The organism is Devosia sp. P1_H9 (assembly GCF_056405135.1).
In genome coordinates, this window is sequence record NZ_JBFUCQ010000001.1 from 504,875 (window position 1) to 525,608 (window position 20,734).

Below are 20,734 nucleotides of genomic sequence, written 5' to 3' on the forward strand. Positions count from 1 at the left end.
ACGCGCGAGATCGAGATGACCGAAGGCACAGGGCAGCCGCCACCCGAGGACGACACTTTCCGCGAGGCGGTCCGCAAGACCGCTTACTTCCTGTGGCAACAGGATGGGCGACTGGATGGCCGGGATGAGGAGTACTATCTGCGCGCGCTCGAGATGCACCGGCGCGAGCGGACCTACGATGCCTGGCTGAAGGACAACGGGCCGGAGGACGGCTAGGTCGCCCGGCTTGCCACGAACTGCTGCCAGACACGGCGCATCACGACGCCGGCGGTGACGCCGAGCACGCCGCCCAGCATCTTGACGCCGAGGTCGATGAGCCGGCCGTGGCGTGACACCGACACCAGCTGCAGCGCTTCGAGCGCTACCGCTGCCCCCAGCACCACTACCACCGTGACCCAGAGATGGCGCGGATAGGCCAGCGCGAACAGTAAGCCGATGGCCCCGAAGGCCATGAACCGCTCGATGCTGGGCGAGTAGCCGCTGGTGGGCCGGAAGCCAATCGGGGCCAGGGTGACGAAGGCAACGGCGGCGAGCAGCAGCCAGGCAAGCAGCGGTAACAGGCGCATCGGCGAAAGAGCTCCGGATCAGACGGCGTTGCGCCGGGTCTTGGACGAGAAAACCGTCAAGACGATGATCCAGCAATCGAGGAAAATCGACCAATTGTCGATGTAGTAAAGATCGTGCCGGGTACGGCCCTCGATCTGCTCGAAAGTCGAGGTCTCGCCGCGATATCCGTTGACCTGGGCCCAGCCGGTGATGCCGGGCTTGATGCGTTGGCGGTGGGCATAGCTGGCCAATTGCTCGCCCAATTCATCGTCGTGCACCAGCGCATGCGGGCGCGGGCCGACGAGGCTCATGTTGCCGCGGATGACGTTGATCAGCTGCGGCAGTTCGTCGATCGAGGTGCGGCGGATGAAGGCGCCGATCTTCGTGATGCGCTTATCGCCCACGCGGGCCTGGGTCATCTTGCGCCCGGACTCGGTGACGGTCATCGAGCGGAACTTCCAGATGTGGAAGGTGTCGCCGTTGAAGCCGCGGCGCTCCTGCCGGTAGAACACCGGGCCGCGGCTATCGAGCTTGATCAGCAGCGCGACGACCGCGAGGATCGGGCTGAGGAAGAGGAGGCCAAGGCCGGCCCCGCTGACGTCGAACACGCGCTTCAGCAGCACCGCGCCGTCACTCATAGGCTTGCGCAGCGAACGCAGCGCGTTGTTGGGGCCGAGCGGCACCACGTCGAGGAACTTGAAGCTGACATTGTCGGTGGCCGGCACGCAGACCACGTTGATGGCAAAGCGCTTCAGCTCATTGGTGAGGCGCTCCAGCCCGTCGATGTCGCCGATCTCCCCGACGAATACGATGAACTCGGCGCCGCGCGCCACCCAGTGCTGCGCGAACTCGACTAGGGCGCTCTCGCGGACCACGCCCTCGGCGTCGACGGCGTCTTCGAGATACATCGTCCCCGCGAGCCGGTAGCCGGTCTTCCACAGGTTGCCGTTGACGAGGAAACGAACGGTATCGGCACGGTTGCCGACGACGGCGACCTTCTGGAACTGCAACTGGCCGGCGCGGATGCGGGTGGTGACGGCGGCGTAGGCGATGGTGCGGGCCAGCAGCAGCGCCGGGACGCCGAGCACATAGGCCGAGATCAATGAAACGCGGGACAGCTCGCCGGCGACGCCAAACATGAAGGCGCCGAACAGCGCGATGGCGAAGGCACCAGTCCACCCCAGGACGCTCTGCGCCAATGTCGTGTGCGGATGCTGGGCGCGGTCCAGGAACTGGTTGGCGGCGATGGCGGAGAAGCCGCCATAGAGGACGCCGACAACGAGCGAGTAGACGCCGTAGAATCCCAGCAGCTCGTCACTCGGCACATGCATGAAGAGGTTGTGGTAGATCAGCGCCGGCAGCAGCATCACCAGCGCCGCGAGCACGCCTTCGGTGAGGGCGAAGGTCATGCACAGGGCCGTCTGGTTGGCCACAACGCGGCGCGCCCGCCGTCGTTCTAAGCCTTGATATCCGAGCTCGCTTTGCGCCACAGCAAATTGCCTCAAATTACTGGCAATTCAGGATAATCGATGCCCTGGTTGCCGTGCCTTGGCGATTAGCACGGAGCCGGATTCGGCCAAAGGCTTAGGTTAAGACGCGGTTAATGCCGAGGTTCAAGGCTAGCACGGCTCGGTACCGCCTCGATATAGGCGACGAGCAGCACGATGAGGATCGTGACAACGGTGGTCTTCTGGCTGAGTGTGTTGTTGGAGAGCGCCGCGCAAAGGAACACGGCGGTGCCGATCCAGGCCGGGCGCGGCTGGTGGCGGAGCAACCGCCAGACCAGCCAGAAGAACAGCAGGGCGAAGGGGATGGCGAGCGTCAGGCCCAGCTGGAAGGTCATGAAGACCGGGGTGGACTCGATGAAGGGCAGCCCCAGCTTGTCGTTGACGATCTTGGTGAGCTCGACGATGTCCTTGCCGAACATCACCTCCTGCCAGGTGACGTGGTCGAATATCTGGTAGATGTCGGTACGAGCGAAGAAGTTCTGATCGACCACGCCTTCCGAAAAGCGCGACAGCAATCCGCCAGCAGCCATCACGCCGATCAACGCCGCGCCCCCCACGAGCACCATGATCAGCACCGCGAGCTTGGCTTTGCGCTCTGCGGGGCGGCTGAGTGACGTCCAGGGGACGAGCAGCACCAGCGCCAGCACCTCGACGGTAGCGACGATCAGCGCGAAGCGGGCGCCGGCGGCGACGGTGCCAACGAACAGCAGCGCCATGGCGGCAACCTTCACCCAGGGCTTCCAGTTGGTCAGCGGCACGAAGCCGATCGTCGTGGCGGACAACAGGCCAAGGGTCAGCGGATGGCCGGCGAGGCCGATCGGCCGGAACGCCGCCTCGCCCTCCGAATAGGGGAAGATGCGGATATGGGTCGCCACCTCGAACAGCCCCATCAGCGCGCTCAGCAGGTTGATGAGGATCACCGCGTCGCCGAGGAAGCGCCGGTAGGACGGGTTCTGCGCCAGGAGGATGAGGCCCACAGCGCCGGCGACGAGATAGGTGTCGATGAGATTGCCCCCCGCTCCGCCCCGACCAGTGGCGATGAGGAAGACGATCAGCAGTCCCTGCAGGCCCATGAAGCGCACGAGATCGCGGAACTTGACGATCTCCTCGCCCCTGAGGAACACCGGGCGCGTGAACAGCGCCACCGGCAGCAGCAATAGCAGCAGGTAGGTACCGAGGTGGATCTTGTTGTAGAAGGCGCCGCCTTCGCGCACGTAGTCGTAGACCGTGTCCATCACCGCCGGCGACACGCAGATGCGGATCACCAGTGCCGCGAGGATCACCATGAACATGGCAAGCGAGAAGGCATTGGCGCGCTGCGCGCTGTCGCCGGCCGCTTTGGGTCCGGTGGCCGAATAGCTCAAGGCTGTCCCTTTCCACTGGCATGGGTTGCGGCTTTTGGCGGCCCGGGCTTAGCACGCCCCGCCCCGCCAAGGCGCGGAGGAGATCGCCGTATCCTTAATCGAGACGGGCTGCTGCCGGCGTTTCGGCAAGGCCGTGTGAGACCGATCCGCCATTAATCATTTGAGCAGTTGGCGTTGGTTGAACCGCGCCCGCGGGACTAGTGTTCGGGCTCTCCTCAGTGGTTAACGCCCCATGACTCACGCTCTGCAGACCTCGATACCGACGACCGCTCCAGGCACGCCAGCAAATGCTGGGCCGCTGGAACTGAGCGACGCTACCTCGGTGGTGTTCGAGACCGTCAACAATGCGCTGCAATGGGAACGGCTGCTGGGGCAGGCCGACCGCGCTCACAGCGTCCAGGCATTTGGCTATGGCGAGGCAAAGGGCAGCAAGGGCTGGCAGGTAAGCCGGCAGCTGCTGTCGCTGGCGGGCCAACCGGTAGCCATCGTGCAGGCGCTGGAAAAGCGCGTGGCGGGGCTGCGGGTCGTGACGCGCATCAATCGCGGTCCGATGTTCCTGATGCCCGATGCACCCGCCTACGTTGTCACCGCCGTCTATCGAGCGGTGCGGAAGCGGTGGGGCCGGTTGCCGTTCGGCATGCTGCTGCTGGCACCCGCGCTGGAAGATCGGCCCGAAAACCGGGCGATCCTCGCGAGGGCCGGGTTCAGGCCGCGCAAGGGCAATGGCTGGGGCTCGGCCCGGCTCGATCTCGCGCTGCCGATCGATGATGTGTTCCAGACCTTCGAGCACAACTGGCGCAAGTCCATCCGCGCTGCCGACAAGGCCGGCGTGACGGTCAAGGTGGCGGATGCGGAAGCCGACCACGAATGGATGATCGAGCGCCATCTGCAGAACATGGCCGAGAAGGGCTTTTCCGGCCACGATGCCGAGTTCCTTCGCAGCCTCAGGAAGAACTCCGGTTCCGACTATGTGCTGCTTCAAGCATTGCATGAAGGCCGACCCGTGGCCGGGCTGGTGATGCTGAAGTTCGGCAACGTCGCCGACTCCATCGTCGCCTGGTTTGGCGAGGAGGGCCGCAAGGTGAAGGGCGGCAATGCCATTACCTGGGGCGCCATCCAGGAGATGCAGCGGCGGGGCTGCCGCCTCTACGATGTCGGCGGCATCAACAGCGACAAGGGCTTCTCAAGCTTCAAAAGCGGCATGAACGGAGCCGAGTATTTCCTCCTCGGGGAGTATGTCGGCTTCTAGGCGCAGCGATGCGCCGGGAGGCCCGTAAGGCCATGGCAGGTTCTCGATGACGTCCACCGCTCTCACCGTTGCCTATTGCGGCCCGATTGCGCGGCAGGGGGAACCCGCCCGCGGCGGTTTCGAGGCCGCCAATCGCCGGCTGATCGATGACCTCGATCGCGCCGGGCTCGACGTCGTCGAATTGCCCTACGCGCCGGAACGCAAACCCGCGTGGCGGAAGATCCTGGCCTACGGCACGAGCTTTGCCGCCCTGGCCTGGCGCATCGCCATCGAGGGCGGGCAGTGGGACGTGTTCCACATCACGCCGCTCCGCCGCCAGTTCATCCTCGCCGAGTGGCTGCTGTGCCATCTGGCGCGCCGTCGCGGCGCCAAGCTCGTGGTCGACCTGAGGGCGGGCGCCATTGCCGAGGACACCGCCAGCCCCAAGCGGGCGAGGCGCGCCGCCTTCGAGAGCATGTTGAAGATGTCCGACCTCATCTGCGTCGAGGGCGAGGTCTATTTGCCGCTCGTCGCGCCGTACGGGAAGGACGCGCTCTACCTGCCCAACTATGTCGATGCGGGGACGGTGGGCGACCGCCCCGCCCCGCCATCCGGCCGGATCAACCTGGTTTTCCTTGGCCGTATCGTGCCGGAGAAGGGGATCGAAGTCGCGCTGGACTGCGTACGGGCACTCAAAGCGAGGGGGCACGACGTACGGCTGAAAGTCATCGGTCGCGACGACGAGGCCTATGTTACGGGGCTGAAGGCGGCATCTGAAGACCTGCCGGTGTCGTGGCTCGGTGCCGTCCCCCACCCGGAGGTCCCGGCGCAGCTCGGTGACGGCCATTTCTTCATATTCCCCACCCGGCATCGCGGCGAGGGCCATTCCAACGCGCTGACCGAGGCGATGAGCCAGGGGTTGGTGCCGCTGGTGGCGGACAATGGCTTCAACCGCCAGGTCATCGCGGATGCGGGCGTCGTCTTCGACATGGACGCGACGGGCGAGGACTATGCCGTCGCCGTCGAGAACATCCTGGCGCAGGATACGTGGGCAGGACTATCCGGCGGAGCCCGCCAGCGCATTGTCGAGCAGTTCACCGGCGAGAAGCTGGTGCCGGCACTGGTGGCCCGCTATCGGGCCTTGGTCGGGATGGACGCTGGGCGCCGCCGTGCCGCTGTTCGGCACGAAGAGGTTGTCGCGGGCCGCAGCTAGAAGCGTCACACCGCTTCTTGTTCGCGGGCGGAGTACCCCAGGCCGGCTACCGGCCGAACCCCGACCGCAACTGTGCGCCCGGTTTCGCCTACCCTGCCCTGCCAGATGATGCGATCGGCTTCCTGCTTGCGACCGAAGGCAGGTGAGACCCAGCCCCCGCCGGCACCCTCGCCACCACGTTGCACGGAGATGTCGCCGTGCTCGAAGGCGAGCGTGAGGATGGTGAGCGCGCCGCGCTGGACGATCACTTCGTTCCCCTCTACGCGCGCCGAAAGGTCGGGAGCAAGCTGGAAGCTGACCTGCGCCTGCCGGTCCTCGCCCCCGCCCAGCAGACAGTCGGTGATGGCGAACCCACTCTCGGTGCGAGCGAGGCTACGCTGATGGGTGACGCCGAAGCGCTTGCGATAGCCGTCATGGCTCGCGGTCAGGCTCCACTGGGCGCCCTTGTCGTGGCGCTCGAGCCGACTTGCGGCCTTCTGCGACCAGTTGAACGAACCCGAGATCGTGCTCTGATCGGCGCCTGAGAGGGCCAGTGTGTTGTGTGCTGCGGTGCCGCGGAACCAGTCGCGCCAGGCGCCGCCCGAGTGATAGAGATAAGTGCCCGGATCGACCAGCACCGGCTCGCCGTCGACCGCCAGTGTGATGGCCAATGCATCGGCGTGCCCGTGAGCGGCGATCGAGAGATAGCCCAGCGGCCCATGGTCGAACACCAGGCTGACCTGCCGCCCGCCAATCTCCTCGTTGACGACGGAATAGCCGCCTTGGGTGAAAACCCGCTGTCCTCGCGGCGATGCAGCGCGTTCATCAGCGCGGCCGAGTAGCAGGCCACGAAAATCGACTTCGGCATCCGTCGGCGCACCGCGCCCCGTGAACCCCGCTATCGCGTTGGCGACTGAGCCCGGATAGGCATGCTCGACATCGCCCGAGGTCAGGACGCGTCCGTCATCGTCGTCGCCGATGGCGGGAACCGTGCCGCCTTCGAGCGCTAGCCAGCCGATGAACTCGGCGAAAGCGCTGAGGCGCTCACCCACCGAGGCGGGGAACCGCTGCCCGGAATCGCGGGCAACCACGGAGCAGAGGAGCACGAACTCGGCCGAAAAGGCGCCATAGCTCGGCGACTGCTCGGCCGGGACACCGTCGGGCAGGATCTGGCGAGCGGTCTCTTCGACCAGCTTGGCGCGAGCCCGGGCCGCCATGTCGGCAGCTCCAGCGATGCCCGGCATTGCCAGCCCGATGAGAAACTCACCCGCCAGTTCGGCAATCAGGTGATTGTTCGCCGACGAGAAGCGCGAGGGATACCGCTTCAGCCAGGTCGCGGTGGCCTGGAGGATGGATGCGATCTGCCGGCGGCAGACGACGGACAGGCGCTCGCCCACCAGGGAGACGGTGATCAGAAGCGAAATGGCCCGCAGGGCGAGCTCGATACCGGAGTTCCAGCCGAGGCCGCGGAACGGCGGATTGGCCGCGTACCAGCTGTCGACGGCCGCTTCGATAGCGGCGACGCTATCCGTATTGGAAGCCAGCAGCGCGTGGGCGGCCAGCGGCTGCAGGAACTGCAGGCGGTTCAGTTCCCACACATATTTGACGTCGCCGAGCTGCCGCTCGTGCCGGTAGGGAACGTCGAAGCAGTACTGGTCCGCACCTGGCCATGCGCCGCCCGTAACCGGATCGAGCCGCCAGAGATCATGGGGAAACCGGTCGGCCGTCGCCTGCTGCGGCCATTCGACGCCAAGCGCGGCGAACCGTCCGGCCAGAACCTTCTCGGCGGCCAGGCGGACATTCTCCGCGAGCGCCGGAGACGCGCCCAGCACCCGTTCCCGCAAGCCGGGCAGCGGCCGGACTTCCGTACCCGGGTAGTGGGCCCAGCCTTCCAGGCGTCCGCGGGCTCGTTCTTTCTTGATCTTCTCGCTGACGCGGTGCGCCAGCTCGCCTGCGCTCATGGCGCGCAGGCGATGAAGGTACCAGCCCAGGGACATGGCCTAGATTCCCTGGAGGGCTCGTTGGTAGGCAGCGATCAGCGGGCGCACCTGGTGGTTCCAGCTGAACCGGTCTTCGACGCGCTCGCGCCCCAGCTGTCCCATGCGGGCGCCACGTACCGGATCGGCGAGCAGATCGGTGATCCGCGCGGCCATATCCACCGGATCGTTCGGCTTGGCATAGAGCGACGACTCGCCGGCCGAATAGCGCCCCTCGGTGACGTCGAACTGCACGATCGGCTTGCCGAACGCCATGTACTCGAGGATCTTGTTCATGGTGGACTTGTCGTTCATGACGTTGACGCGGTCAGGATTGACGCAGACGTCGGCCGTCGAGAGCATTTCGAACAGATCGGCATCGCTGATGCGGCCGGGCAGATTCACGAAGTCCGTGAGGCCCAGCTGCTTGGATTGAGCGCGCAGCTGCTCCAACTCCGGCCCGCTTCCGGCGATGCAGAATTGGATATCGGTCCGCCCCTGCCGCACGACGATATCGTGCACCGACTGCAGCAGCAGGTCGACGCCTTCCTGCGCGCCCATCACCCCGACATAGCCGACGAGGTGCTTCCGCCCCTGCTTCCAGCGCGCGTTGGGAGCGACCGGCTTGATCTTGTGCAGGTCGGGCCCGCTGCGCACCACGAAGACGTCCTTGGGCCGCATGCCGCCGCGTTCGAGCGCGATGTCGCGATAGCTGTGGTTGGTGGCGATCGACACATGCGCCATGGCAAAGGTGAGCCGCTCGAGTACCAGCATCAGGCGCCAGAACAGGTCGCGCCGGCCGAACTTGGCCTCGTAGAGTTCCGGATTGATGTCGTGGTGATCGAACACGAACCGCTTGCCGAACGGCTTGAATAGCAGCGCGACGAGAAAGATCAGGTCCGGCGGGTTGCACGCGTGAATGACGTCGAAGCCCCGCTCGCGCAGCACCTTGAAGGCCAGTACGGTTTCCCAGAACAGGGCGGCACCGTATTCCTTGAGATAGCCGATCGGACCGTTGCCCTCGGCGGGCAGCGGATGGCGATAGACGTGAATACCGTCGATCACCTCGTAGCGCTTGGTGTAGCCCTTGGCGACCGGACAGATGACACTGACCACCGCTCCGGCCTTGTTCAGCGTCGTGGCCTCCAGCCAGACACGCCGGTCGAACGGCACCGGCAGGTTCTCGACAATGATCAGAACCTTCTTGCCGGCCAGCGGGGCGTCGCGCAGCACGTCGGTGCTCGCCTGCTGCGTGACGCTCAGTTCGGGCGTGTACGCGCCCTCTGCCATCGAGCTCATGGGATCATGCTCACATCGATCACGTTGCTGCTGCGCAGCGCCAGGCTGCGCTGCAGGCCGTTGGCGGCGACCACCAGGTCGAAATCGCCGGCCTCGGCTTCGTCCTTGTCGATCAGCAGCTCGCCGATCTTGGGCAGCTGCGAATAGGCATAGCCGAGGTTCTGGCCAATCAGCTTGCGTGCATCGAGGCCCGAGTCATAGATGGACACATCGAACCCGGCGGTGATCAGCCGGCGGGCCATATCAACATTCGGGCTCTCGCGCAGATCGTCGGTGTTCGCCTTGAAGGCGAGGCCGACCAGCAGCACCTTGGCGCCGGGCGTAAGCTGACGGACGATGTGATCGAACTGGTAGTGCTTGTGCGCCTCATTGGTGCGCAGCACCGCGTCCAGCAGATGGGTGTTCGCGCCGATGTCGTTGGAAATGTGCTGCAGTGCCCGCACGTCCTTGGGCAGGCAGGAGCCGCCAAACGCCCCGCCCGGCCGGGTGTAATAGGCCGAGAGATTGAGCTTGGTGTCCGACACGAAGATCTCGTGCACCTTGGTGGCGCTGATATCGAGCTGCTGGCAGATGCGGCCGATCTCGTTGGCGAAGGCGATCTTGACCGCGTGCCAGGAGTTGTCGACGAACTTGGTCAGCTCGGCTTCCCGATAGCCCACGTGGAAGGTCTGGGCCTGGAGGCCTTCATGCATCCGATCCATGGCGGGCGAAGGCAGGCCATCGACCGTGCCGATGACGATCTTGGGCGGATTGAAGAAGTCGGCGATGGCCGAGGATTCGCGCAGGAATTCCGGATTGTAGACCAGCTCGATGAGGTCGCCGAAATTCTCGCCCAGGATCGAGCGGAAGATCGGGGCGATCAGCCCGTCGACAGTGCCGGGCCGGATCGTCGAGCGATAGGCAACCGTCAGGCGGCTCGACCGATCGCGCCGCACGCCGGTGGCGATCTGGCGGGTCACCTCGGCGATGTGGCTGAGATTGTGCGAACCATCGAGGGCGCTTGGGGTGCCCACGCACACCAGGGCAATGTCGGCGTCATCCAGCAGGCCGCCGATCACAGTCGAGCCTTGCAGCAGCCCCTCGTCCCGGGCAGCTGCCAGCCGTTCATCGAGGCCAGGCTCGAGCACAGGGGAGATACCGGCCTGAAAATCGCGGACCTTGGTCTCGCTGACATCTATGCCGATAATGTGGTGACCTTGGCTCGCCAGGCAGCCTGCCGTAGTACTACCAACGTAGCCAAGCCCAAAAACCGCAATCTTCATGTAACCCACCGCAAGGTTAGTTCAGGCAGCGTAGTGCTGACGCCGAAAAATCGAGCCGTCCGCAACTCTCTTTGACCTGTTAACGGAGGTTTAACCGAACCATGCGGCCCGGACATCCTGAACCAGCCGTTAATCCTAACAGCTAAACTTGTATCTATTTGGCAGCCGGCTTAACCAAAAAACCCCATTACGCGAGCCCGGCGCGACTGTCGGTATATAAGGGCACGAACAACAGGCTGCCTCAGCAACGAGATCCAACGCCATGTCCGACGTCACCGACAGGCCAGTTTCCGACACTGCCCGCTCCGGCGCACGCGTCTTCGCTCGGCTGGGGAGCGACGACGCCCACGGCCACCGCGAGGCCGTGATGGCAAGGCTGCACCCCGCACCGAGGCCGGCGCCGGCCGCCGCCTCGCAGGTCGCGGACGCAGTGCCGGTGGAAACGGTGACGCTCAACAAGATCGGCGATTTCCTCGAGCTCGATTTCGGACGGCTGTTCAGCTGGATGGGCCGCGGCAAGAAGCTCGCCCTCGGGCTGGCGGTGGTCGGCGCCGTAGCCGGTGGGCTTTACGGCATGTTCGGCACGCCCAAGTACACGGCCTCGACCGACATCATGATCGATCCGGCCAACCTGCAGGTGGTGTCGGACGACTTGTTCCAGCAGCCCGGCCAGGCCGATGCGGCGGTGCTCAACGCCGGCTCGAAGCTCCGCGTCTTGACCTCGGGCAATGTGCTGCTGCGCGTCGTTGATGAACTGAACCTTGTGGACGACAAGGAATTCTACGACCCTACGCCCAGCTTCTCGCTTTCCTCGCTGATCCCGCTGGGCGGCGACAAGGCCGTGCCCAATCCGCGTCTCGCGGCGCTCGCGGCGCTGTCCAAGAAGGTCAGTACTAAGGCCGACGAAACGAGCTTTGTCGCTACCCTGCAGGTCTCTTCGGAAAACCCGCAGAAATCGGTGAAGATCGCCGACGCGGTCGTCGCCTCGTTCCAGAACGAACTGGCGACGGCGGAATCGGCTGGGGCCTCGCGTACAGCGGATTCGCTGAACGAGCGCCTCGATGAGCTGAAGGGCGCGGTGAAGACGGCCGAGGAAAAGGTCGAGGCGTACAAGCGCGCCAACAACCTGTCGGCGAGTGCGGGCGAGCTGGTGAGCAACCAGACGCTGACCCAGTTGAACGCGCAGGTGGTCGAGGCGCAGTCGCGCGTCATCGCGGCGCAATCGGCCTATGACGAGCTGGTGGCAGCCGGCAGCAATGCATCGACCGCCGACACCCAGGCTTCGGCTTCGCTGGCCGGCGTGCGTGCCCGGATTTCCGACCTTCGCGCCCAGCTCGACAGCCAGTCGATGATCTACGGCGCGCGCCATCCCACCATCGTCAAGCTCAATGCCGAGCTGGCCGTGGCGCAGTCCGAGCTCAGTGCCGAGATCGCCCGAGTGGTGACGGCCGCCAAGGTGACGCTCGACGAAGCTAAATCGGGACTTCAGGCGCTGACGGCCAAGGCGGATACCCTCAAGACCAACGTCTTCTCCGACAACGAGGCGCTGGTGGCGCTGCGCGAACTCGAGCGCGACGCCGCGAGCAAAACCACGATCTACGAAGCGTTCCTCAGCCGCGCCAAGCAGGTGGCCGAGCGTGAGCAGATCGACACGACCAATGTGCGGGTGATCTCTCCGGCCGTACCACCCACGGACCGCTCCTGGCCGCCCAAGACAGTGGTCGTCGCCGCGGGCGGTGGGGTTGGCGGGTTCGTCTTCGGCATGCTGATTGCCGTAGCGCTGGGCATCTCGCGCGACCTGAAGCGCGACACGCGCCGGCGGGATACGGCAACGGCCACGGCATAAGCCGGTTGCCGCGCAAAATGAACGAGGCGCCCTGCGGGGCGCCTTTTCTTTTGGGAGGGTACTTAGAACAGGGTCTCGAGCTTGGCCGCCGCGTCGTCCCAGCTGAAGCGGGTGGCGTTGCTGCGGGCAAGTCCCGAGAGCCGGGCGTGTTCGGCCCGGTCGGTGCTGACGGCGGTGATCGCATCGGCGATCGCCTGGGGGTTCAGCGGGTCAAAGAAGCGGGCGCCCTGCCCGCCCACTTCGCGCAGCACCTCGATATCCGAGCAGACCACCGGCACGCCGAACTTCTGTGCCTCGACCACCGGCAGGCAGAAGCCCTCAGTGAGTGACGGGGCCACATAGAAATCGGCATGCGCGTACCAGGTGGCGAGTTGCTGCTCGTCGACCCGGCCGGGGAGAATGAAGCTCTTGAGCTCGGGGTAACGGGCCAGCTCATCGCGGACCGCATCGCCATTGTCCTTGCCGATCCAGACGATCGGGATATCGAGGCCGCGCTGACGCATCAGCTCCGCCGCCTCGATGAGGCGCGGCAGGTTCTTGGTCGCCATGTTGCTCGAGACGCACAGGCCGTAGCGGCCGGGCACGGGTCGCTCGGCGAGCGGCGTCGCGCGGATCGTCGAGGCCTCGCCGATCGTCACGGCCTTGCCGGCCGCATCGGGATAGAGGCGCCGGAACTCGTTGGCCGTGGCGTCGGAGACGCAGACCACCTGCGACGAGGCGGCAACCGAAAGGGGGAAGTAGGTGTTCCAGGCCAGCTGGTAGTGCCACTTGTGCAGTTCGGGGTGGGTGCGGCGATAGAGATCGTGCAGCACCAGGACCCGCTTCCTGCCGCCGGCGATCGGCGCCAGGGGCCAGGGCGTGAAGATGGTATCGGCCTTGTGCTGCGCAGCGACGACACTGACCTGCGCCGTCTCGAACCAGTACTGCAGCTTCTCGCTGGGGGTCGCCTTGCCTCGCACGATGGTCACGCCATCGAGCGGCAGGTGCGGTTCAAGCCATTCCGGCTTCCAGCTGGTCAGCAGCACGTAGTCGTGGCGACGACGGTTCAGCAGCGCGGCATAGACGTTCGCCGTGTACATGGCGATGCCGGACAGCTGTGCGGACCCGGCGCCGAGAAGATTGAGCAGAACTTTGGCCATGGGGCGTCAGCGGCGCTCCCGTCCCTCGCCGAACAGCGGGATGACGTTGCCGACCCGCGCCGGCGGAGTGGCGGCGCCCTCGAACGGCCGGACCATCGGGCCATTGGCCATCGCGACGGCGCGCTCGGGTTCGAACAGGCTCTCGATGGCCTCGAGCAACGCGCCCGGCGTGACCGGCTTCAGCAGCGCCTGATCGATGCCTGCGGCGAGCAGCGGTTTGTGGAAAGGAGCCGGGGTACGGGTGAGCGCGACGATCTGGAAGTCGGGCGTCGCGAGCTTCATGTGCTGGCGCAGGCCACGGGCGATGTCGATGGCCGGTGCGCCGGGCAGATCGGTATCGAGGATCACCACGTCGACCGGGGAAATGCGCAGGTAGGTGGTCAACACCTCGACGCCCTGGAAGCTCGCCACCTTGTGCCCGCCATCAAGCTCCAGCGCGCGCTGCAGGATGCCGCTGAAGGCCGGATTGCCGGCTAGCATTGCGATGCCGAGACTGCGCGAAATCATCTGAGGTTGGCCTCCCGCTTGGGGTTAACAGGGGCTTAACACGCGCCTGCGCATAGAGCGCGGGGGAACTCGCCATATCCTTAATCGGCTAGGTTACCGCCCTGCCCGGCTCAGGCGATGCCTAGGCGGGCCTTGACCTTGCCGGCGAGATTGCGGGTTTCGTCGGGGTGGATCAGCGCGGTTAGGCCGAGGAACACCAACCCACCCGCAACGCTCCCGGCCGCCAGCCGGAACAGCGGCCACGCATCGCCCAGCAACGCGCTGGCGATGAAGGCGGCGATACCGGTCGCGACCGCAATGCCGACCGACGCTCCGAGGTCGCGCCAGGCGATGGGGATCGGCGTCAGCCGGCGCGAGACGATGATCGCCGTGATGAGGTTGGCGAGCGTCCCGCCCGCCAGCGCCAGCGCCGCACCGACCTCGGCCAGCGGGGGAATGACCAGGAAGGAGAGCACGATAGTGACGATCGAGCCCGGCGTGCTGGTGACGATCAGCAGCCACGGCCGCTTGTGCGCGTGGATGACGTTCTGGAACACGAAGGCCGAGAAATTGGCGGCCATCACCGCGACAGCGATCAGCGGGAATATCTGCAGCACGGGCCCCTGGTAGTCGGCGGGGAGCAGCAACTTGGCGATCTCGGTGCTGAGCGCCACCAGCAGCGCGGCGACCGGAAAGGTCAGCCGAGCGAGAAGCGCCATCTGCTGCGACAGGAAGCTCGCCGCCGCGGCCGGCCCGTCGCGGTCGAACCGGCTGACCATTTCGGGGAAGCCGCCCATGTTGATGGCGTTGGCGATGGTATCGATCGGCTGGCGGGCCAGCACGTAGACTGCGGCGAAGACCGCCACGGCGCTGGCGTCGTAATACATCTTGAGCAGCACCCGCTCGGCGCTGTTGAGGCCGAAACCCACCACTGCGATCGCGATCATCGGCAGGCCGAGCGCGAACAACTCGCGATAGGCGAAGCGCGGCGGCCCGTCGACGACGCGGCCAAGGGCGAGCCGCAGCCCGATGAGCCCGGCGAGCAGCGTCGCTGCAGAAGAGGCCAGCGAGACGAACAGGAAACTGTGCTGCACCATTGAGATGACGACCACTGGCAGCGTCAGCTGCAGGGCGGCCCGCACGAACTCCAGCAGGGAGTAGGCGCTATGGCGCTGCTGCATCTGCAATATGGTGAGCGCGAAGCGGCTGACCGCGCCGACCGCAAGGTAGGTGCAGACGGCCAGCGCAAACTCGGCCCAGCGTTCCGGCGCAACGATGCCCGAGGCAGCCGCGGAGACCACGAGGCCGATGAGCGTCGTCACCGCCAGCACCCGCGCCGCCAGCGCCAGGCTGCCGCGGCTGATCTCGCCCTTGCCGCCGAGCCGGAGCAGCGCGATGCGCAGCCAGTTGGTGACGGCGGAATCGGTGAGCTCGCCGACCGTGACGACAAGCGTCAGCAGCCCGTATTCGGTCGGGTCGATGAGCCGGGTGGCGATGACCAGCAGCAGCAGCGCCGAAAGGCGCGTCAGCAGCATCGCCGGAGCGTAGATGAGGGTGGAGCGCAACAGCACTGGCGGCACTTTCCGGGCATCGCCGGCGAGGGTCCGGCAAATCCGCTTACGCCCGCGACCGTCGAACGGATAGTTAATTGGCCGTCTAAGGTGAATAGCAGCAATTGTATCGAAATTTGCGGACTGATCTTAGGCGCGCCGCGCTACTCGGTGATCATGCTGGTGCTCCTGCCACGATACCGCCGCCAATATTAACACTAAAGTAACCTTTCGGTACTGCCGGACCGGGCGAGGTTATATCGATGCTGTGCGGCCTCGGGTAAGGGCCCGGGATTATTGCCATGGCCTTCGACGTTGCTCCACAGATAGAGGCTCCGACTACCGCTGCCGAGCGGCCGGCCGATGCTGTCACTGTGCACGTCAACACCGATGAAGCCGAGTGGCGCGCCCTGATGGCCGCAGCGCCGGTTGGCCACCTGCCGCAGGATTTCAGTTTTGCCGCCGGCAAAGACGCCAGCGGCTGGCCATCCCGCCGTTTGATCTTTGCCGTCGGCGAGCAGCCCGTGGCCTTTGCGGTGGTGCTGCAGTACCGGCGCTTCGGCATGAAGCTGCTCAATCGCGTCAATCGCGGACCGATCCTGCTCGAAACGATGCCGTCGGACGAACAGGTGGTTGGAGTCTACCGCGCGCTGCGCAACACAGTCGGCCGGCTGTGGACGATGCCGCTGCTGATCGCCCCGGCGCTCAACAGGACCGAGCACAATATCGGCCTGTTGCGTGAGGCCGGCTATGTCCGCCGCCAGGCCGCCTCGTGGCGCTCCGGCCGCATCGACATCTCGGTGAGCGACGAGGAGCTCTGGAAGAGCTTCGGCTCGACCTTCCGCAACCGCACCCGCGCCGCCGAGAAAGCCGGTGCCGAGGTGCGGATCGCCGACGACGCCGCCACCTATGACTGGATGATCGCCCGCCATCTCGAGAACATGAAGGCGAAGAACTTCCTCGCCGCTGGCCCGGAGATGCTGCGCGGCCTGCGCGCGGCAGCGCCGGGCAATGTCCTCGTGTTCCAGCTGCTGCGCGCGGGCATGCCCGTCGCCGGCATGTCGGTGGTCCGCTTCGGCAATACCGCCGAATACCACATCGGCTGGTTCGGGCCGGAAGGCCGCAAGGTCAACGCCGGCAACTTCCTGATGTGGAACGTGATGCGCGAAATGAAACGGCGCGGCGCGAAGAGTTTTGATGTCGGCGGGCTGCGGCTCGGCGACGGCTATACGCAATTTAAGCGAACGATGAAGCCGGTCGAGTACGAGCTCGCCGGCGAATGGATCAGCATTTAAGGGGGTGGTTATGAGTATGATGGATGTGGCGCGCGGCGCCTATGCACGAGGTCCGAAATTCCTGCGCCAGTCGCTGGCGCCACTGGTCTCGCTGGTGCCGACCAGCATGAAGTTCGGCGGTACCTACCGGCTGTGGCGCGAGCGCATCGCCGCCAGCGCCGACCCGGTCTATGCCAATGCCGAGCACCTTAAGGCGCTGCGCGGCTTGCTGCGCAAGGCGCATGACAACAGCCCGTTCTACCGCGACCTGCTCGGCCGCCACCTGGGCGTCGACTTTGACTATGAGCGGGCCATGCCCGAGGATCTGCGCCGCCTGCCGATCCTCAAGAAGACCGATCTCACCGCCGCCGGCGACAGTGCGCTCGCGGCCCCGCGCTCCAGCGTCGACCGCGCCGACACCAGCGGCTCCAATTCCGAGCGGCCGTTCGGCTTCTATCTCGATCGCGACCGCAGCGTGCGCGAAATGGCCTTCGTCAACGACAGCTGGAGCCGGGCTGGCTTCACCGAAAAGGACAGCAAGATCGTGCTGCGCGGCGTCGGCCTCGACGGGCGCGGCCGCATTACCTCGGAATGGGAGCCGGCGCTGCGCGAGCTCCGCCTCTCGGTGTTCCCGATGACCCGGCAGGATGTCGCGCACTATGCCGACCTGATCGACGAGCACGGCGTGCGTTATCTCTACGGCTACCCCTCGGCCATCGACCTGATGGGCCGCCACATGATCACCCTTGGCCGTGAGTTCAAGCAGCCGCTCAAGGGCATCCTGCCGATCTCCGAGCCGATGCTGCCGCACCACCGCGCCACCATCGCGGCGGCCTTCGGCCCCGATGTGCCGATCGCCAATTTCTATGGCCTGAGCGAAAAGGTGCTGTTTGCCTCCGAAAGCATGGCGGGCGGCGAACTCTATACGTTCGAGCCGCTCTATGGCCTTGCCGAACTGGTCGACGAGCATGACCAGCCGATCACCGAGCCGGGCCGTGAGGGCCGGCTGATCGGCACCGGATTCCTCTCCACCGGCATGCCGTTCATCCGCTACGACACGCATGACCGCGCCACGCTGGTCGAGCTGCCCACTGAGGCCAACGGCCAGCGCATGCGGGTTTCCAGCATCATCCCGCGGCGCAAGCCCAACTACCTGATCACCTCCGATGGTGGGCGGGTGGTCACCATCGACCTGACGCCCGACACCCCGCGCTTCTTCAAGGGCGTCGACGAGTACCAGTTCCTGCAGGAGCGGCCGGGCCACGTCACCATCCGCTACATCGCCTCGGAGGGCGGCACTGAAGCCGATGCCCTGAATCTTGCGGCAGACCTGCAGGATCGCGTGCGCGACCGCGTCACCTTCTCGATCGAGCGGGTCGAGAACCTCGCCGGCGGTCGGGGCGGCAAGCGCGCCTTCATCGACCAGCGCCTGGATCTGAACCAGTTCTGAGGGCTGGGGCTAAAGCCCCAGTGCTTTCAGCATGGCGGTGTCGGGAATGGCCGGGCCAGTGGGCAGGATGATGCTCATCCCCCACCGGTTGGAGTATTCCCAGACCGACCACGGGATGCCGTGCTCTTCGGCCTTGCGCCGCACCGCCTCCAGGTAGCGCAGGCGGTCGGCGGCGAAGGCCCCCATCCGGCCATCGTCGGACATGGCGATGACGCCGAACTCGCCCAGGAACAGCCGGCTGGTCGGGATGCCGTGGGCGCCGGCCCAGTTGAGGACGTAATCAAAGCCCTCTTGTAGCTGGCTCTCCCCCTCGCCGTCGGCGAAGTACCTGGCGATGTACGGGCCGAGCTTCAGGATGGTCTGCTCCTGCTCGGCCTCGGTGACACCGGCCGCCGTCATATGGGCGCGCAGCATCTCGATCACCGCGCCCGGCGAGCCCTCGCTGGCCGGCCAGGGCAAGCCCGAAGCGAAGCCCCCCTCCTCGTCCGACTGTTGGTGGGTGAAGGTGTGCGGGTCGTACATGTGGAAGCTGTAGTAGAGGTTGGGGTCGTCGAAATTCGGATCGAGGTCCGCCAGCCCGATGACGTCGCCACCGCAGGCGCCGGTGGCGATCACCGTGAGCTCGGTGCTGACGGCACGGATCGCCGCCATCGCCTGCTCCATGATCTTCTGCCATTGCCCATCGCCCCTGCCCTCGCAGGGATAGTGTTGCGGCTCGTTGAACGGCTCGAACGCCACCTTGTCGGCGCCGAGCGAGGCCAGCATTTTCGCGACGTCCGCCGTCATCGCCACGTAGCGCGCGACGCCCTCGCTGTCTGAGCGACCCTCGACCGTGCTGTCCCCGCTATAGGCGGCGACCTGGGTGATGGGGTGGAGGTTGAACACCACCTTGAGGTCGCTCGCGAGAACCTGCCGGACGTCCTCGGCCAGCACCGCCAATGCCTCCTGGCGCTTCGCGCCCTCGGTGGCGAGCAGCGGGCCCGGATCGACGGTGAGACGGATGAAATCGAAGCCCAGCGACTTGATGCGGGCGAATTCGTCGCCGGCTGGCCAGTCGGTGAGCTCGCGATAGCGGGTGCGCCATTGGTCCACCGTCTGATAGGGCGGCCACCGATAGGAACCGTCGGCTGCCAGTGGCGACCAGTTGAGCCATTCATGCACGCCCACGCCGCGCTGCAGCGCCAACGGCGCCGCCTGCGCGCTTCCCATGAGCATCGCGAGGGCAAAAAACACTACCCGCCAGATCGTCGCCATCGCACCCTCCGCTTTCGCGGCGCATGTTAGCCGTCCGGCGTGACGAGCGGGTTCATGCCCGCCGAAATCGCTGCCTATGGTGTATCAGGCGTCAAACGCAGAGGGCCGCCGACAGCTTGGCTGGGACATCCGCACGATCGCTCCCGGGAGCGCTTGACACCCACCCCCACCAAACCTAAGAAGGCGCCGCGCTACCAGCGCCCGTCGGCCGGTCCCAGGACCAGCCAGCGTCTGGGGCGGAGTAGCTCAGTTGGTTAGAGCAGCGGAATCATAATCCGTGTGTCGGGGGTTCAACTCCCTCCTCCGCTACCATTCAAAACCCCTCTAGCGGCGCCTGGCCAGAGAACCGTCGCGCAACGCGACCGGCCTGTGCTTACAGCCGGTGGAGCAGTCTCAGCCGCGTTTCTGGTGGGATGAACGCTGCGGAGAGGGCGCTGCGGTTGCTGGCACGGAACTCGTCCAGCCCCCAACCAAATATCTGGTGCATGCGCTCGTACTCGTCGGTGAGGGTGAGGTTCGTCGGGCCGCGGGCGTCGGTGTTGAGGCCGACCGAGATGCCGAGCCGGCGCAGGCGGTCGATCGGGTGGTCCTCGTAGCGGTCGAACACGTCGATCTGGATGTTGCAGGACGGGCAGACTTCGAGGTGGACGTTGTTGGCGAGCAGCAGCTCGATGACGGCGGGATCCTCGATCGAGTGGACGCCGTGGCCGACGCGGCGGGTGCCGAGCTGCTCGATCACGTCGCGCACGCTGTGGGCGCCGACCGCCTCGCCGGCATGGGCGGTGACGTTGAGGCCCTTGTCGCGGGCGGCGCGGAAGACCGGGATGTGCTGGTCGAGTGGATAGCCCGCCTCGTCGCCGGCGAGATCGAACCCGCCGACGCCCTGGTCGCGGTATTTGTCGGCGATGCGGACGAGATCAAGCCCGGAGGCTGTGTCGTCTGGGCGGAGGGTGCACAGGATGAGGCGGACTTCGACCGGGTAGGGGGCCCTGCCCTCTTCAACCGCCGCGAGGACGATCTCGACCACTTCGTCGGTGGTGAGGCCGGTCTGCCGGTGAAGGTGTGGCGCAAAGCGCAGCTCGGCATAGATGATGTTGTCGGCGGCGAGCTGGCGCAGCATGTCGATGGTCTGGATGCGCAGCGCCTCGCGCGTCTGCAGCAGCGCCAAGGGCGGGCCGAGATAACGGAAATAGTCAACGAGGCTCTTGCACTTCTTGGGTGCGAGGAACTCGGCGCGGTAGCGGTCCGGCGTCATCTCGGGGACGAGCGCGTGGACGGACTCAAAGCTCATCGAGCAATCGAGGTGGAGGTGCAGCTCGACCTTGGGCAGCGCGTTGAGTTCGTCGCGCGTCATCCTTGT

Annotated in this window: 17 protein-coding genes and 1 tRNA gene; 7 read left to right on the plus strand and 11 right to left on the minus strand. The window is 65.9% G+C overall.

Translation table 11 applies throughout. From position 1 onward, the window contains the following. The first annotated feature begins 15 nt into the window (after positions 1-15). Positions 16-216 (plus strand): DUF2934 domain-containing protein, encoded by a 201-nt coding sequence (locus AC1DYL_RS02585; protein WP_477156450.1) that lies wholly within the window; start codon positions 16-18, stop codon positions 214-216. On the opposite strand, the gene AC1DYL_RS02590 is transcribed toward AC1DYL_RS02585, so the two are convergent. From AC1DYL_RS02590 to AC1DYL_RS02600, 3 genes are all read right to left on the minus strand, one after another. Then, a complete protein-coding gene (locus AC1DYL_RS02590; protein WP_477171950.1) occupies positions 213-566 on the minus strand; it encodes a hypothetical protein in 354 nt (117 codons plus the stop codon). The genes AC1DYL_RS02585 and AC1DYL_RS02590 overlap by 4 nt on opposite strands. An 18-nt stretch (positions 567-584) precedes the next feature. Further along, the gene (locus AC1DYL_RS02595; RefSeq protein WP_477171951.1) at positions 585-1,955 is read right to left on the minus strand and encodes an exopolysaccharide biosynthesis polyprenyl glycosylphosphotransferase; all 1,371 of its coding nucleotides are present in this window, start codon (positions 1,953-1,955) and stop codon (positions 585-587) included. 191 nt (positions 1,956-2,146) lie between these two features. After that, complete coding sequence (locus tag AC1DYL_RS02600; RefSeq protein WP_477171952.1) at positions 2,147-3,418, minus strand: VpsF family polysaccharide biosynthesis protein; 1,272 nt, start codon at positions 3,416-3,418, stop codon at positions 2,147-2,149. A gap of 232 nt (positions 3,419-3,650) precedes the next feature. On the opposite strand from AC1DYL_RS02600, the gene AC1DYL_RS02605 reads away from it, so the two are divergent. Next, a complete protein-coding gene (locus tag AC1DYL_RS02605) occupies positions 3,651-4,667 on the plus strand; it encodes a lipid II:glycine glycyltransferase FemX (RefSeq protein ID WP_477171953.1) in 1,017 nt (338 codons plus the stop codon). 46 nt (positions 4,668-4,713) lie between these two features. Then, the gene (locus tag AC1DYL_RS02610; RefSeq protein ID WP_477171954.1) at positions 4,714-5,859 is read left to right on the plus strand and encodes a glycosyltransferase family 4 protein; all 1,146 of its coding nucleotides are present in this window, start codon (positions 4,714-4,716) and stop codon (positions 5,857-5,859) included. 5 nt (positions 5,860-5,864) lie between these two features. Here the strand turns inward: AC1DYL_RS02610 and AC1DYL_RS02615 are convergent, their stop codons facing one another. From AC1DYL_RS02615 to AC1DYL_RS02625, 3 genes are read right to left on the minus strand one after another with little or no spacing between them, the layout of a single operon-like run. Beyond that, positions 5,865-7,835: a heparinase II/III domain-containing protein gene (locus tag AC1DYL_RS02615; RefSeq protein WP_477171955.1), complete on the minus strand. Its 1,971-nt coding sequence runs from the start codon at positions 7,833-7,835 to the stop codon at positions 5,865-5,867. Positions 7,836-7,838: 3 nt separating this feature from the next. Then, a complete protein-coding gene (locus AC1DYL_RS02620; protein WP_477171956.1) occupies positions 7,839-9,113 on the minus strand; it encodes a glycosyltransferase family 4 protein in 1,275 nt (424 codons plus the stop codon). After that, a complete protein-coding gene (locus tag AC1DYL_RS02625; protein ID WP_477148585.1) occupies positions 9,110-10,375 on the minus strand; it encodes a nucleotide sugar dehydrogenase in 1,266 nt (421 codons plus the stop codon). Before AC1DYL_RS02625 ends, AC1DYL_RS02620 begins: the two co-directional genes overlap by 4 nt. Before the next feature lie 262 nt (positions 10,376-10,637). Here AC1DYL_RS02625 and AC1DYL_RS02630 point away from each other — a divergent pair, with 262 nt between their 5' ends. Further along, positions 10,638-12,221, plus strand: a complete 1,584-nt coding sequence (locus AC1DYL_RS02630) for a GumC family protein (RefSeq protein WP_477171957.1) — start codon at positions 10,638-10,640, stop codon at positions 12,219-12,221. A 62-nt stretch (positions 12,222-12,283) separates the two neighbouring features. On the opposite strand, the gene AC1DYL_RS02635 is transcribed toward AC1DYL_RS02630, so the two are convergent. The 3 genes from AC1DYL_RS02635 to AC1DYL_RS02645 all read right to left on the minus strand — a co-directional run bounded on the left by AC1DYL_RS02635 (position 12,284) and on the right by AC1DYL_RS02645 (position 15,417). Next, positions 12,284-13,360: a glycosyltransferase family 4 protein gene (locus AC1DYL_RS02635; protein ID WP_477171958.1), complete on the minus strand. Its 1,077-nt coding sequence runs from the start codon at positions 13,358-13,360 to the stop codon at positions 12,284-12,286. A gap of 6 nt (positions 13,361-13,366) precedes the next feature. Continuing rightward, positions 13,367-13,867: a response regulator gene (locus AC1DYL_RS02640; protein WP_477171959.1), complete on the minus strand. Its 501-nt coding sequence runs from the start codon at positions 13,865-13,867 to the stop codon at positions 13,367-13,369. Positions 13,868-13,977: 110 nt separating this feature from the next. After that, a complete protein-coding gene (locus tag AC1DYL_RS02645) occupies positions 13,978-15,417 on the minus strand; it encodes an oligosaccharide flippase family protein (RefSeq protein WP_477171960.1) in 1,440 nt (479 codons plus the stop codon). Between the two features lie 281 nt (positions 15,418-15,698). Between AC1DYL_RS02645 and AC1DYL_RS02650 the strand changes: the two genes are divergently transcribed. Next, positions 15,699-16,691 (plus strand): lipid II:glycine glycyltransferase FemX, encoded by a 993-nt coding sequence (locus AC1DYL_RS02650; protein ID WP_477171961.1) that lies wholly within the window; start codon positions 15,699-15,701, stop codon positions 16,689-16,691. Between the two features lie 10 nt (positions 16,692-16,701). Further along, the gene (locus AC1DYL_RS02655; protein WP_477171962.1) at positions 16,702-18,120 is read left to right on the plus strand and encodes a phenylacetate--CoA ligase family protein; all 1,419 of its coding nucleotides are present in this window, start codon (positions 16,702-16,704) and stop codon (positions 18,118-18,120) included. A 9-nt stretch (positions 18,121-18,129) separates the two neighbouring features. On the opposite strand, the gene AC1DYL_RS02660 is transcribed toward AC1DYL_RS02655, so the two are convergent. Beyond that, entirely contained in the window at positions 18,130-19,374 is a 1,245-nt protein-coding gene (locus tag AC1DYL_RS02660) for a glycoside hydrolase family 5 protein (protein WP_477171963.1), read from the minus strand. A 235-nt stretch (positions 19,375-19,609) separates the two neighbouring features. Between AC1DYL_RS02660 and AC1DYL_RS02665 the strand changes: the two genes are divergently transcribed. Next, positions 19,610-19,686, plus strand: a tRNA-Met gene (locus AC1DYL_RS02665). Positions 19,687-19,747: 61 nt separating this feature from the next. On the opposite strand, the gene add is transcribed toward AC1DYL_RS02665, so the two are convergent. After that, positions 19,748-20,728, minus strand: coding sequence for an adenosine deaminase (gene add / locus AC1DYL_RS02670; RefSeq protein ID WP_477171964.1), 981 nt, complete (start codon positions 20,726-20,728; stop codon positions 19,748-19,750). Between the last annotated feature and the right edge of the window lie 6 nt (positions 20,729-20,734).

Bases quoted from the DNA above. Each gene is read 5' to 3' on its own strand.
- AC1DYL_RS02590 (WP_477171950.1), bottom strand. From the start codon at position 566: ATGCGCCTGTTACCGCTGCTTGCCTGGCTGCTGCTCGCCGCCGTTGCC.
- AC1DYL_RS02640 (WP_477171959.1), bottom strand. From the start codon at position 13,867: ATGATTTCGCGCAGTCTCGGCATCGCAATGCTAGCCGGCAATCCGGCC.
- AC1DYL_RS02595 (WP_477171951.1), bottom strand. From the start codon at position 1,955: ATGACCTTCGCCCTCACCGAAGGCGTGCTCGCGGCGCTGGTGATGCTG.
- AC1DYL_RS02635 (WP_477171958.1), bottom strand. From the start codon at position 13,360: ATGGCCAAAGTTCTGCTCAATCTTCTCGGCGCCGGGTCCGCACAGCTG.
- AC1DYL_RS02650 (WP_477171961.1), top strand. From the start codon at position 15,699: ATGGCCTTCGACGTTGCTCCACAGATAGAGGCTCCGACTACCGCTGCC.
- AC1DYL_RS02585 (WP_477156450.1), top strand. From the start codon at position 16: ATGACCGAAGGCACAGGGCAGCCGCCACCCGAGGACGACACTTTCCGC.
- AC1DYL_RS02630 (WP_477171957.1), top strand. From the start codon at position 10,638: ATGTCCGACGTCACCGACAGGCCAGTTTCCGACACTGCCCGCTCCGGC.
- AC1DYL_RS02625 (WP_477148585.1), bottom strand. From the start codon at position 10,375: ATGAAGATTGCGGTTTTTGGGCTTGGCTACGTTGGTAGTACTACGGCA.
- AC1DYL_RS02610 (WP_477171954.1), top strand. From the start codon at position 4,714: ATGACGTCCACCGCTCTCACCGTTGCCTATTGCGGCCCGATTGCGCGG.
- AC1DYL_RS02620 (WP_477171956.1), bottom strand. From the start codon at position 9,113: ATGAGCTCGATGGCAGAGGGCGCGTACACGCCCGAACTGAGCGTCACG.
- AC1DYL_RS02655 (WP_477171962.1), top strand. From the start codon at position 16,702: ATGAGTATGATGGATGTGGCGCGCGGCGCCTATGCACGAGGTCCGAAA.
- AC1DYL_RS02615 (WP_477171955.1), bottom strand. From the start codon at position 7,835: ATGTCCCTGGGCTGGTACCTTCATCGCCTGCGCGCCATGAGCGCAGGC.
- AC1DYL_RS02660 (WP_477171963.1), bottom strand. From the start codon at position 19,374: ATGGCGACGATCTGGCGGGTAGTGTTTTTTGCCCTCGCGATGCTCATG.
- add (WP_477171964.1), bottom strand. From the start codon at position 20,728: ATGACGCGCGACGAACTCAACGCGCTGCCCAAGGTCGAGCTGCACCTC.
- AC1DYL_RS02605 (WP_477171953.1), top strand. From the start codon at position 3,651: ATGACTCACGCTCTGCAGACCTCGATACCGACGACCGCTCCAGGCACG.